A 12456-nucleotide genomic window follows, 5' to 3' on the forward strand; every position below is an offset into this window, starting at 1 on the left:
ATCAGCGACCGATGGTGGCGGTCACCGCTCCGGTGATCGCCACCAGGTCCTGCGGTGCGAGCTCGAGGTCGAGGCCGCGCCGTCCGCCCGAGACCAGGATGGTGCCGTGGTCGAGCGCAGAGGCGTCGAGGACCGTACGGTGCGGGCGCTTCTGGCCGATGGGGGAGATGCCGCCGGCGACGTAGCCCGTGGCCCGCTCGGCCGCGCCCACCTCGGCCATCACGGCCTTGCTGCCGTCCAGCGCGCGGGCGAGCGCCTTGAGGTCGAGGTGGCCCGACACCGGCACGATGCCGACGACCAGGGTGCCGTCGAGCGAGGCGAGCAGGGTCTTGAAGACCCGGGCCGGCTCGACGCCCAGCGCCTCGGCGGCCTCCAGGCCGAACGACTCCGCCCGGGGATCGTGCTCGTAGGCCCGGACCTCGTAGGCGATGCCGGCCTGCGTGAGCGCGACCGTGGCGGGCGTACCTCCCGCGGCGCGGGTCTTCTTCGCCATCGAGGAGCGTCAGTTGGGCGACCAGGCCGTACGCGCGACCTGGGTGGCGGGCAGCGACGGGATCACGTTGATGGCGCGCAGCTCGTCGGTCAGCAGCTGCGTGACGAGGATGAGCCGCTCGGTCGCGTCGGTCGCCTCGAGCAGCGACTGGCGCTCGGCCATCGGGAGCGGAGCGAGGGCGGACAGCGTCCACGCGAGGTAGTCGGGGTCGCGGGGGAGCGACCCGCTGTAGGGGTCACCCTGGAGCTCGGTCATCGCGACCCGGAAGGCGGTGAAGGTCGCGCGGGCACGGTCGAGCAGGTCCTGCGGCACCTCGACGTCCGGCTCGGGCAGGACCGCGGCGACGCCCTGGGGGAAGTCGGCGCCGCGCTGCATCTCCTCGAGCACCAGCCGTTCGCGGGCCACCGCCACGATGTCGAAGGTCCCGTCGCCGCGGCGCTCGACCTCGGTCAGCTGGAGCATGCAGCCCACCCGGTAGACCGACTGGGCGCCGTGGTCACCGACCTCGTAGCCCTCGCGGATGGCGACCGTGCCGAAGACGCGCTGCGCCGGATCGCCGACCTCGAGCAGGTGGCGTACGAGCATCCGGTAGCGGTCCTCGAACACGTGGAGCGGCACGCTCATCCCCGGGAACACCACGGTGCTCAACGGGAACATCGGCAGCGGATCGCTCACACCTGTGACAGTAGTCGCCGCTGTCCACCCCACGCCCGCGACTTCGGCCCGACCCGCCGGGGAACCTAGAATCGACGGCATGTCCCTGATCCGCCGCATCGACCTCAGGGGCGCCGACCCGGCGTCCGTCGACTACCGCACGAGCGTGCCTCGCGCCGAGTTCGACGTCGAGGCCGCCACGCATCAGGTGCAGCCCATCATCGACGCGGTCCGCGCACGGGGCGTCGAGGCGATCACGGAGCTCTCCGAGCGCTTCGACGGCGTGCGGGTCGAGGACATCCGGGTCCCCCGGGAGGCCCTCGACCGCGCCCTCGCCGAGCTCGACCCCGCCGTGCGCGCCGGCCTCGAGGAGTCGATCCGGCGGCTGCGGGCGACCAGCGAGGCCGAGCTCGAGCGCGACGTCACCAGCGAGGTGGCCCCGGGCGCGACCGTGACGCACCGCAAGGTCCCGATCGGCCGGGTCGGGCTCTACGTCCCCGGTGGCCTCGCCCCGCTCGTCAGCAGCGTCGTGATGAACGTCGTGCCCGCCCAGGTCGCCGGCGTGCCCTCGATCGCCCTGGCGAGCCCGCCGCAGAAGACCCGCGGCGGACTGCCGGAGCCCACCATCCTGGCCGCGTGCGCGCTGCTCGGCGTCGACGAGGTGTACGCCGTCGGTGGCGCGCAGGCGATCGCGATGTTCGCCCACGGCGCGGGCCCGTGCGAGCGGGTCGACCTGGTCACCGGTCCTGGCAACATCTACGTCGCCGCCGCCAAGCGGCTGCTGCGCGGCGTCGTCGGCATCGACTCCGAGGCCGGGCCGACCGAGATCGCCATCCTGGCCGACGACAGCGCCGAGCCCGCGTTCGTGGCGGCCGACCTGATCAGCCAGGCCGAGCACGACCCGATGGCCGCGTCCGTGCTGGTCACCGACTCCACGGACCTCGCCGACGCGGTGGAGACCGAGCTGGAGAAGCAGGTCTTCGAGACCCGCCACACCGAGCGGATCCGCACCGCGCTCGGCGGGCGGCAGTCCGGCATCGTCCTGGTCGACGACATGGACCAGGGTGTCGCGGTCGTCGACGCCTACGCCGCCGAGCACCTCGAGATCCTCACCCGCGACGCGTCCGCGCACGCCGCGCGCGTCCGCAACGCCGGGGCGATCTTCGTCGGCCCCTGGGCTCCGGTGTCCCTGGGCGACTACTGCGCCGGGTCCAACCACGTGCTGCCCACGGCGGGCTGCGCCTGCCACTCGAGCGGGCTGTCGGTGCGCGCGTTCACGCGCTCGGTCCACGTCGTCGACTACTCGCAGGCGGCGCTGGCCGAGGTGGCCGACCACGTCGTGACGCTGGCGGAGGCCGAGGACCTCCCCGGCCACGGCCAGGCGGTCAGCGTGCGCTTCGAGCCGGGCCGGTCGGCGCAGTGAGCCCGGCCTTCCCACCCCTGCGCGAGGAGCTGCAGGGGATCGAGCCCTATGGCGCGCCGCAGCTCTCGCTGGAGCAGGCCCCGGTCCAGCTCAACGTCAACGAGAACCCCTACGGCCCCTCGCCGGAGGCGGCGGCCGACATCGCGCGCGCCGTCGGCGAGGCCGCGGCCTCGCTCAACCGCTACCCCGACCGCGAGTTCGTCGAGCTGCGCACGGCTCTGGCGGCGTACCTCGACACCTCCGGCGGATCCGGCATCACCCCGGACATGGTGTGGGCCGCCAACGGCTCCAACGAGGTCATGCTCCAGCTGCTCCAGGCCTTCGGCGGACCGGGACGGGTCGCGCTGTCGTTCGCACCGACCTACTCGATGTATCCCGAGTACGCCCGCGACACCATGACGGAGTGGGTGGCCGGCCACCGGGCCGAGGACTTCTCCCTCGACCTCGACGCCGCGAGACGGCTCGTGCTCGAGCGGCAGCCCTCGGTGGTGCTGCTGCCGAGCCCCAACAACCCCACCGGCACGGCGCTGCCGCCCGAGGCGGTGACCATGCTGTGCGAGGCGGCCGCCTCCTACGAGCCGGGCGGACTGGTCGTCGTCGACGAGGCGTACGGCGAGTTCCGGCGCGCCGGCACACCGAGCGCGCTGGAGCTGCTGCCCCGGCACCGCAACCTGGTGGTCACCCGCACGATGAGCAAGGCGTTCGCCCTCGCCGGGGCGCGGCTGGGCTACCTCGCCGCGGACCCGGCGATCTGCGACGCGATCCGGGTCGTACGGCTGCCTTACCACCTCTCGGCCGTCACCCAGGCGACCGCCCTGGCCGCGCTGCGGCACGCGCCCGAGCTGCTCGGCCGGGTCGACGACCTGCGTGCCGAGCGCGACGCGACGGTCACCTGGCTGCGCGAGCAGGGCTTCGAGGTCGCCGACTCCGACGCCAACTTCGTGCTCTTCGGCCGCTTCGCCGACCGCCACGCGGTCTGGCAGGGTCTGGTCGACCGCGGTGTGCTGATCCGTGAGACCGGGCCCGACGGCTGGTTGCGGGTCTCGGTGGGCACGCCCGACGAGATGGCAGCATTCCGGCAGGCACTGCTGGACACAATCGACACGACGGAGGACCCGGCATGAGCCGCACCGCGAAGATCGAGCGCAGCACCAAGGAGTCGAAGGTCCTCGTCGAGGTGGACCTCGACGGCACCGGCCGCTCCGAGGTGTCCACCGGCGTGGGCTTCTACGACCACATGCTCGACGCGTTCGCCCGTCACTCGCTCGTCGACCTCGTGGTCCGCACCGAGGGCGACACCCACATCGACGCGCACCACTCGGTGGAGGACACCGCGATCGTGCTCGGCCAGGCCCTGCGCGAGGCACTCGGCGACAAGTCCGGGATCCGCCGGTTCGGCGACGCGACCGTCCCGCTCGACGAGGCGCTGGTCCAGGCCGTCGTCGACGTCTCCGGTCGCCCCTACTGCGTGCACACGGGCGAGCCCGAGGGACAGGTCTACGTCGCCATCGGCGGCTCCGGCGTGCCCTACATGGGCTCGCTGACGCAGCACGTCTTCGAGTCGATCGCGCAGCACGGCCACTTCGGTCTGCACGTCCGCGTGCTCGCGGGTCGCGACCCGCACCACATCGTCGAGACCCAGTACAAGGCGTTCGCCCGGGCGTTCCGCGACGCCGTGGCGATCGACCCGCGCGAGACGGGCGTGCCGTCGACCAAGGGCAGCCTGTGAGCGAGCCTGCGAGCCCTCCCGACGTCGTCGTCCTCGACTACGGCTCGGGCAACCTCCGCTCGGTCGTGCGCGCCGTCGAGCGGGCCGGCGCGTCGGTGACGCTGACCAGCGACTTCGACACCGCCCTCGCGGCCGACGGTCTCGTCGTGCCGGGCGTCGGGGCGTACGCCGCGTGCATGGCCGGCCTGCGTGAGATCAAGGGCGAGCGGATCATCGGACGTCGCCTCGCCGGCGGACGCCCGGTGCTCGGCATCTGCGTCGGGATGCAGATCCTGTTCGCCGGCGGCGTCGAGCACGGCGTGGAGACCGACGGGTGCGCCGAGTGGCCCGGCCTGGTCACCCGGCTCGAGGCCGACGTGGTGCCCCACATGGGCTGGAACACCGTCGAGGCGCCCGAAGGGACCCGCCTCTTCGCGGGGGTCGAGGACGAGCGCTTCTACTTCGTGCACTCCTACGCCGCCCGCTCCTGGGACCTCGTGACCAACGACCGGACGGCCGCGCCGCTCGTGACCTGGGCCGAGCACGGGGGCGACCGGTTCGTCGCCGCCGTGGAGAACGGCCCCCTGTCGGCCACCCAGTTCCACCCCGAGAAGTCCGGCGACGCGGGCGCCGCGCTGCTGCGCAACTGGGTGTCCTCGCTGGCCTGACCTGGCCTGCTGGGAGGATGGACGCGTGCCCGACTGGCCGGTCCTGCCGCTCTACGCCTTCCTCGTGGTGGTCGCGTTCTGCCGGGCAGGCGCCACCTACGCCGTGGGGCGTACGGCACGAGGTGCCGCCGGACGACGCTGGCGCCTCGACGCGGCCTGGATGCGGCGGGGCGAGGACGTCGTACGCCGGTTCGGAGCGCCTGCGGTCACGCTGTGCTTCCTGACCGTGGGTGTCCAGACCGCGGTGAACCTGGCGGCGGGGACGCTCCGCATGCCGCTGCGCCGCTACGTGTCCGCGCTGTTCCTCGGTGCCCTGCTGTGGGCCGGGGTCTACCTGACGGTTGGCATCGCGGTCGTGGAGACGTTCTGGGGGAGCAGCCGACCGTGGCTGCTGCTCGCCGTGCTCGCGACGGCCGGACTCACCGCCGTCGCCGTACGACGGCTGCTGCGCCGGCGCGTCACCGACTGAGCGACGGCCCGAAAAAGCGGTCGTCGCCGCCGTGGCTCGAGGGTCAGCGCCCCAGGCCGTCACGGGCGTCGCGCTCGGCGAGCTCCTTGAGGGTCAGCAGCTGCTTGCGGGCCATCACGAGGTCGCCGACGGAGAGGAGCGGCGCCAACCACCGGTTCGTACGGGCGACCACCTTGAGCACGAGCCGTGAGCCGCGTGGGTGCGGCAGCACGGCGTACGTCATGTGGGCGCCCATGATCTGCGCGGTCAGCTCCCGACCGGGGTCCACCGCCACGACCCGGCCCTGGTCGCGGCCGAACGCACGGGTGAACGGGTCGCCGACCTGCGGCTCCGGCACGTCGAGGAGCTCGCGCGGCGACCGGCTGCCGAGGTTGTCGACGAGGTCGTAGGAGTACGGCGCCACCCGCACCTGCCGCACCCGCGCCCAGACGACGTCCGGCTGGGCGTGCACCGTGACCCCGCGCCACGCCTCCATCGTCGGGACGAGGACCAGGTCGTCGCACCCGTAGTGGCGCCGCACCTCCGCGTCGCTCACGCCCCACTGGTCCCCGATCACGGGGCCACGCTAGCCGAGCCGACCTCCCCATCCCGGGGGATTGCCGCGGGTGCGGGCCGGGTCTACGTTCGGCTCAACGACCGCGGCAGCGCCGCCGCGTGCGTGGAGGGAGTCGTGATGGCCCGGCACCATGCCCGCCTGCTCGCCGTCGTCACCGCCGTTGCGGTCGCGATCACCGTCGCGGGGACCCAGTCGGGTGCCCAGGCCGGGGACCGCGACCGGCACGGGCCGGGGCATGCGGAGCGGCCGACGAAGGTCGTGATCATCGTCGTGGACGCGCTCAGCAAGGAGATCGTCGAGACCTACGACATGCGCCACGTCGAGGCGCTCATGAAGGACGGCGTCGACACGCCCAACGGCTACCTCGGCCACACCGGGTCGGTCACCGTCGTCACCCACAACGTGGTCACGACGGGCGCCCTGCCCAAGAACATGGGCTGGACCACTGAGGGCTACCGCGACGTCGACGGACTCCTGGGAGCCCCCGGAGGCCTCTACATCACGAGCAACTTCGGTCGCACGCAGATGGCGCCGCTGCAGCAGGCGGCCGGCTACCCCCACCTCTCCGACTACCTCGACGACACCGGCAAGGTGTTCACCGTCAGCCCCAAGGGGTACGCCGCCTGGGGGCTCAGCGGTCCCGGCTCGGCGAACACCTCGACGATCACGTTCGGGAGCGGCCCGACCTGCCCCAACCCCGACGGATCCACCACGCGCTACCGCCAGCCGACCGGCTTCAACGTGCCGGCGTACTTCTCCGCCGCATGCGGCTCCCGGTGGCTGGCCCGGCGCGACACCATCTACGACACCGGACAGTTCCCGGCCCAGCTCTACCCCGCGACCGACAACCGCTACGTCGTGGGCAACGACGCGGCCCAGGCGGGCGGTGACGTGTGGGCCACCGACGCGGTGCTCGAGATCATGGGCCAGGAGGGCGACGCCTGGAGCGGCATCTTCGTCAGCCTTCCGGGCGTCGACAAGGCCGCCCACATGTGGGGTGGTGTCAACGACCCCGAGGGAGCAACGCCCGGCTACGACCCGATGACGCACATGGAGTACGCGGCGGCGACCGCCGACGCGCAGGTCGCCCGGATCATGCAGGCGCTCGAGGACAGCGGCCAGCTCGACGACACGCTCGTCGTCCTCACCGCCGACCACGGCTCCGTCGCGGCCGCCGAGGGCCACTTCCACGGCGACTTCGAGCCGGAGAACGACTACGGCTACTTCAACTGGTACTACGGCTCGCCGGCCAACGACGTCCCCTACCTGCGGCCGCAGGAGGCCCTGCTCCCGCTCATAGAGGGCACCGACGACGGGACCGGAGCCACCAACGTCGGCCTCTCCTACAGCGACTCCTCGCTCAACGTGTGGCTCAAGGACCAGTCGTCCGGAGCGGTCGCCGACGCGGCGGCCATCATGGAGGACCTGCCCGACGTGACTGCGGTGTGGCAGCGCGACGGCGACCACTACGACCGGGTGACCCCGGTCCGCTGGGACCGCATGCACGGCGCGGAGAGGCGATGGTTCGCCGCGAAGGCCCAGGAGCTCGTCGACACCCAGGCCGCCGACTACGGCCCCGACCTGATCGCCACCCTGCCCGACGACACGACGTACTCCGTCCTCGGCGACCACGGAGGCATCCAGCGCGCGTCGCAGCAGGTCCCGATCGTGTTCGCCGGAGCCGACACCTCGCACCTGGACCTGCGTGCCGAGGTGAGGTCGGTCGACATCATGCCGACGATCCTGAGGGCCATGGGCATCGCGCCGACCCGATCCATGGACGGCACCGCCCACGAGCTGCCCACACGAGGGAGGAGCCGGCACTAGCGTCTCGCGCGGGCACCACGGTGGAGGCTGTCGGGACCGCCACTCCTAGGATCGACCCATGCCCAGCACCCCCGAGCAGCCCTACCTCGAGCTCCTGCCCGCCGTCGACATCAAGGGCGGCCAGGCCGTCCAGCTGGTGCAGGGCGTGGACGGGTCGGAGAAGCGCTTCGGCGACCCGGTCGAGGCCGCGCTGCGGTGGCAGGACGCCGGCGCGGAGTGGATCCACCTCGTCGACCTCGACGCGGCCTTCGGGCACGGGCACAACCGCGACCTCCAGGCGAGGATCGTCGGCACGCTCGACATCCAGGTCGAGATGAGCGGCGGCATCCGCGACGACGAGTCGCTCGAGGCCGCGATGGCCACCGGCTGCCGACGCGTCAACATCGGTACGGCCGCGCTCGAGCAGCCCGAGTGGTGCGCCAGGGCCATCGCGACGTACGGCGACCGGGTCGCGGTCGGCCTCGACGTACGGGGGACGACGCTCGCGGCGCGCGGCTGGACCCGCGAGGGCGGCGACCTCTACGAGACGCTCGCGCGCCTCGACTCCGAGGGGTGCGCGCGCTACGTCGTCACCGACGTCAACAAGGACGGCATGCTCCAGGGCCCGAACCTCCAGCTCCTGCGCGACGTCTGCGCCGCCACCGACAAGCCCGTCGTCGCCAGCGGCGGCGTCACCACCCTCGACGACATCCGGGCGCTGATGACCCTCGTCGACCAGGGCGTCGAGGGCGCGATCGCCGGCACCGCGCTCTACGAGGGCCGCTTCACCCTCGAGGACGCGCTCGCCCTGACGAGGTCGAGCTGATCATGGAGTTCACCGACTACCACACCCGGCTGGCGGCGTACGCCCTGCTGGTCGACGAGGACGAGCGGGTGCTCCTCGCCTGGTGGAACGGCGAGGGCCACAGCGACCCCGAGTGGTCACTGCCCGGCGGCGGCATCGAGTTCGACGAGTCGATCACCGACGGCCTGGTGCGGGAGGTCCTCGAGGAGACCGGCTACCACGTGCAGCCGGGCGCGCTGGTCGCCGACCACCACTTCACCGCCCGCGGCCGGACCTTCGACGGGTGGTTCCGGTCGCAGAGGTTCGTCTTCGAGGCGACCATCAACGGGGGAGAGCTCGGGACGACCGAGGTGGGCGGCTCGACGGACCACGCCGCGTGGGTGCCGCTAGCCGACCTCGAGGGTCAGCCCCGCTCGGAGATCGTCGACGTCGCGCTGGCCGCCCGTCGGACCGAGGGGATGCGCGCATGAGCCTCGCCATCCGCGTCATCCCGTGCCTCGACGTCGACGGCGGCCGCGTCGTCAAGGGCGTCAACTTCACCGAGCTCCGCGACGCCGGTGACCCGGTGGAGCTGGCCCGGCTCTACGACGCCGAGGGCGCCGACGAGCTGACCTTCCTCGACATCTCCGCCTCCCACGAGGGCCGCGCGACCACGATGGAGGTGGTGAGCCGGTGTGCCGAGGAGGTCTTCATCCCGCTCACCGTCGGCGGCGGGGTCAGCAGCGTCGAGGACGTCGACCGGCTGCTGCGAGCGGGCGCCGACAAGGTCGCGGTCAACACCGCCGCCATCCACCGCCCCGAGCTCGTCGCCGAGATCGCCGACCGCTTCGGCAACCAGGTGCTCGTGCTCAGCGTCGACGCGCGGCGCACCCGCCCGGACCAGCAGCGCACCGCGAGCGGCTTTGAGGTCACCACCCACGGCGGCCGCAAGAGCGCCGGGCTCGACGCTGTCGAGTGGGCCGTACGCGCCGCCGAGCTCGGTGCCGGCGAGATCCTGCTCAACGCGATGGACGCCGACGGCACCACCGACGGCTTCGACCTCGAGCTCATCCGGGCCGTACGCCGCGAGGTGAGCATCCCCGTCATCGCCAGCGGGGGAGCCGGTGCCGTCGAGCACTTCCCGCCCGCGGTGGAGGCCGGCGCCGACGCCGTGCTGGCCGCGACCGTGTTCCACTTCGGCACCCTCAGCATCGGCGACGTCAAGGCCGGTCTGTCCGCGGCCGGTCACCCGGTCCGCTGAGCCGGGGCGGGGCCGTACGATTCCCCCATGCTGAAGACCTCCCGGCGCGCCGCGAAGCGCCAGCTCGCCGTCGCCGCCCTCGCGGCCGCCTCGCTCGCGCTCACCGCCTGCGCCCCGACCGACGAGGCCGACAGCGCCGACGACACCTCGAGCGACGCGTCCTCGGAGACGCCCGCCGCCGAGGAGTGCACGCCCGACACGATGGAGACCGTAGCCGACGGCACGCTCACCATCGCCACCGACGACCCGGCCTACGAGCCGTGGTTCGTCGACAACGACCCGACCAACGGCAAGGGCTACGAGTCCGCCGTGGCCTATGCGATCGCCGAGCAGCTCGGCTACACCGCCGAGCAGGTCACCTGGGTCAAGGTGCCCTTCAACAAGGTCGTCCAGCCCGGCCCCAAGGACTTCGACTTCGACATCAACCAGGTCTCGATCACCGAGGCCCGGCGCAAGGCGGTCGACTTCTCCTCCGGCTACTACGACGTCGTCCAGACCGTCATCACCAACTCCGGCAGCTCGATCGACGGAGCGACCAGCGTCGCCGACCTCGCCGACGCCAAGCTGGGCGCGCAGGTCGGCACCACGAGCTACACCGCGATCACCGACCAGATCCAGCTGTCGGAGGAGCCGTTCGTCTTCGACACCAACGACCAGGCGGTCCAGGCCCTCAAGAACGGCCAGATCGACGGCATCGTCGTCGACCTCCCGACGGCCTACTTCATGACCGCCGTTCAGCTCGACGACGGCGTGATCGTCGGACAGCTGCCGCTCCCGGAGGGTGAGGTCGAGCAGTTCGGTGCCGTCCTCGGCAAGGACAGCCCGCTCACCGACTGTGTCTCCGGCGCCGTCGACACGCTCCGCGAGGACGGCGTCCTCGACCAGATCAGCCAGGAGTGGCTGGCCCAGCAGGGCGCGCCCGAGCTGTCCTGATGACCGACCAGCTCGCCCCACAGGCGGACTGGCAGCCCTCCGACGTCCAGCGCGAGCGTGACGAGTGGCGACGCCGCCGTACGGTGCGCAGCGCGGCGATCGCCGCCGTCAGCACCCTGCTCCTGCTCGGCACCCTCGCCGGCGCGGTGGTCAGCTCGCCGGGCTGGGAGCGGGTTCGGGAGACCTACTTCGACTGGGACAAGGCCGTCTCGTCGTTCCCCGCCGTGGTCGACGGGCTCTGGCTCAACATCCGCGTCATGGTGGTCTGCTGGGTGCTGATCCTGGTGCTCAGCCTGACCGTCGCGATCGTGCGTACGCTCCGGGGCCCCGTCGCCTTCCCGCTGCGAATGCTCGGCACGGCGTACGTCGACGTCTTCCGCGGCCTCCCGCTGCTGCTGGTGATCTTCCTGCTCGGGTTCGGCGGCCCGGCGCTGAGCCTCCAGGGCCTGCCGACGTCGCCACTGTTCTGGGGCGGTGCCGCGCTGGTGCTGTCCTATTCCGCCTACGTCGCCGAGGTGTTCCGCGCCGGCATCGAGTCCGTGCACCCGAGCCAGCGCCTCGCCGGCCGGTCCCTCGGGCTGTCCTACGGGCAGACGCTGCGCCACGTGGTGCTGCCGCAGGCCTGGCGCCGGGTCATCCCGCCGCTGATGAACGACCTCGTCTCGCTACAGAAGGACTCCGGCCTCATCGCGGTGCTCGGGGTCAGCGACGCGATCCGCAGGGCCCAGATCGAGACCGCCCTCGACTTCAACTACACGCCCTACGTCGTCGCCGGCGTGCTCTTCTGCTGCCTGACCATCCCGATGGCGCGGCTCACCGACCGCTACGCGCGCAAGAAGGGCTACCACGGCGCGGGAGGACACCTATGAGCGAGCTGCTGAGCCTCGAGGGCGTCCGCAAGTCCTTCGGCGACAACGTCGTCCTGCGGGACGTCGACCTCGCCGTCGAGCCCGGGCAGTGCGTGGTGCTCATCGGTGCGTCGGGCTCCGGCAAGTCGACCCTGCTGCGCTGCGTCAACCTCCTCGAGGTCGTCGACGACGGCGTCATCACCTTCGACGGTCGCGACATCACCGACCCGCGGGTGGACGGCGACGAGGTCCGCGCGCGGATGGGGATGGTCTTCCAGGCCTACAACCTGTTCCCGCACCTCGACGTCATCGGCAACGTCACGCTCGCCCTGCGGCTGGTGCACGGCGTGGGGGCCGACGAGGCGCGTACGAGGGGGCTGGCGATGCTCGACCGCGTCGGGCTCGCCGAGAGGGCCCGGGCCCGCCCCGACGACCTCTCCGGCGGCCAGCAGCAGCGCGTCGCCATCGCCCGCGCCCTCGTGGCCAACCCGCGGTTGATGCTGCTCGACGAGGTGACCAGCGCGCTCGACCCCGAGCTGGTGGGGGAGGTGCTCGACCTGCTCGGCGAGCTCAAGGCCGAGGGCGTCACGATGCTGCTCAACACCCACGAGATGGGCTTCGCGCGCGACGTCGCCGACCAGGTGTGCTTCCTCCACGACGGCCGGATCCACGAGCAGGGCCCTCCCGACCAGGTGATCGACGACCCCCAAGAGGAGCGCACCCGCGCCTTCCTGTCCCGGATCCGGGTTTCCTGATCGAGAGGCGCCCTCCCAGGCATGCGATTCGTCCGCTGTCGGTGCCGAGGAATAGCCTGACCCGGTTGGTTGGTTGCGCTCGGCAACCGACCGGGCGC

15 protein-coding genes are annotated in these 12456 nt (G+C 72.2%); 12 read left to right on the top strand and 3 right to left on the bottom strand.

Going from position 1 to position 12456, the window contains the following annotated elements; translation table 11 throughout:
• Position 1: 1 nt before the first annotated feature.
• The gene (gene ybaK, locus AC57BS_RS08425; protein WP_496410977.1) at positions 2–493 is read right to left on the bottom strand and encodes a Cys-tRNA(Pro) deacylase; all 492 of its coding nucleotides are present in this window, start codon (positions 491–493) and stop codon (positions 2–4) included.
• Between the two features lie 9 nt (positions 494–502).
• The gene (locus AC57BS_RS08430; protein ID WP_496410978.1) at positions 503–1168 is read right to left on the bottom strand and encodes an LON peptidase substrate-binding domain-containing protein; all 666 of its coding nucleotides are present in this window, start codon (positions 1166–1168) and stop codon (positions 503–505) included.
• A gap of 79 nt (positions 1169–1247) precedes the next feature.
• On the opposite strand from AC57BS_RS08430, the gene hisD reads away from it, so the two are divergent.
• From hisD to AC57BS_RS08455, 5 genes are read left to right on the top strand one after another with little or no spacing between them, the layout of a single operon-like run.
• Positions 1248–2570, top strand: coding sequence for a histidinol dehydrogenase (gene hisD / locus AC57BS_RS08435; protein ID WP_496410979.1), 1323 nt, complete (start codon positions 1248–1250; stop codon positions 2568–2570).
• The gene (locus AC57BS_RS08440; RefSeq protein WP_496410980.1) at positions 2567–3694 is read left to right on the top strand and encodes a histidinol-phosphate transaminase; all 1128 of its coding nucleotides are present in this window, start codon (positions 2567–2569) and stop codon (positions 3692–3694) included. The genes hisD and AC57BS_RS08440 overlap by 4 nt, the downstream gene beginning before the upstream one ends.
• Positions 3691–4299: an imidazoleglycerol-phosphate dehydratase HisB gene (hisB, locus tag AC57BS_RS08445; RefSeq protein ID WP_496410981.1), complete on the top strand. Its 609-nt coding sequence runs from the start codon at positions 3691–3693 to the stop codon at positions 4297–4299. The genes AC57BS_RS08440 and hisB overlap by 4 nt, the downstream gene beginning before the upstream one ends.
• The gene (hisH, locus tag AC57BS_RS08450) at positions 4296–4946 is read left to right on the top strand and encodes an imidazole glycerol phosphate synthase subunit HisH (protein WP_496410982.1); all 651 of its coding nucleotides are present in this window, start codon (positions 4296–4298) and stop codon (positions 4944–4946) included. Before hisB ends, hisH begins: the two co-directional genes overlap by 4 nt.
• A 25-nt stretch (positions 4947–4971) precedes the next feature.
• Positions 4972–5415, top strand: coding sequence for a DedA family protein (locus AC57BS_RS08455; RefSeq protein ID WP_496410983.1), 444 nt, complete (start codon positions 4972–4974; stop codon positions 5413–5415).
• Between the two features lie 43 nt (positions 5416–5458).
• On the opposite strand, the gene AC57BS_RS08460 is transcribed toward AC57BS_RS08455, so the two are convergent.
• The gene (locus AC57BS_RS08460; protein WP_496410984.1) at positions 5459–5971 is read right to left on the bottom strand and encodes a hypothetical protein; all 513 of its coding nucleotides are present in this window, start codon (positions 5969–5971) and stop codon (positions 5459–5461) included.
• 117 nt (positions 5972–6088) lie between these two features.
• Between AC57BS_RS08460 and AC57BS_RS08465 the strand changes: the two genes are divergently transcribed.
• The 7 genes from AC57BS_RS08465 to AC57BS_RS08495 are packed head-to-tail and all read left to right on the top strand — an operon-like array spanning position 6089 to position 12358.
• Positions 6089–7798: an alkaline phosphatase family protein gene (locus AC57BS_RS08465; protein ID WP_496410985.1), complete on the top strand. Its 1710-nt coding sequence runs from the start codon at positions 6089–6091 to the stop codon at positions 7796–7798.
• A 58-nt stretch (positions 7799–7856) separates the two neighbouring features.
• On the top strand, positions 7857–8603 hold the full coding sequence (priA, locus tag AC57BS_RS08470) for a bifunctional 1-(5-phosphoribosyl)-5-((5-phosphoribosylamino)methylideneamino)imidazole-4-carboxamide isomerase/phosphoribosylanthranilate isomerase PriA (protein WP_496410986.1): 747 nt from the start codon (positions 7857–7859) through the stop codon (positions 8601–8603).
• Positions 8604–8605: 2 nt separating this feature from the next.
• Positions 8606–9052, top strand: a complete 447-nt coding sequence (locus AC57BS_RS08475; protein WP_496410987.1) for an NUDIX hydrolase — start codon at positions 8606–8608, stop codon at positions 9050–9052.
• Positions 9049–9822, top strand: a complete 774-nt coding sequence (hisF, locus tag AC57BS_RS08480; RefSeq protein WP_496410988.1) for an imidazole glycerol phosphate synthase subunit HisF — start codon at positions 9049–9051, stop codon at positions 9820–9822. The genes AC57BS_RS08475 and hisF overlap by 4 nt, the downstream gene beginning before the upstream one ends.
• Before the next feature lie 27 nt (positions 9823–9849).
• Positions 9850–10755: an ABC transporter substrate-binding protein gene (locus AC57BS_RS08485; protein WP_496410989.1), complete on the top strand. Its 906-nt coding sequence runs from the start codon at positions 9850–9852 to the stop codon at positions 10753–10755.
• Complete coding sequence (locus AC57BS_RS08490) at positions 10755–11624, top strand: amino acid ABC transporter permease (RefSeq protein ID WP_496410990.1); 870 nt, start codon at positions 10755–10757, stop codon at positions 11622–11624. The genes AC57BS_RS08485 and AC57BS_RS08490 overlap by 1 nt, the downstream gene beginning before the upstream one ends.
• Positions 11621–12358 (top strand): amino acid ABC transporter ATP-binding protein, encoded by a 738-nt coding sequence (locus tag AC57BS_RS08495; protein ID WP_496410991.1) that lies wholly within the window; start codon positions 11621–11623, stop codon positions 12356–12358. The genes AC57BS_RS08490 and AC57BS_RS08495 overlap by 4 nt, the downstream gene beginning before the upstream one ends.
• Positions 12359–12456: the final 98 nt, after the last annotated feature.

The organism is Nocardioides sp. BGA-UO-ETr-FS32, from assembly GCF_059567905.1.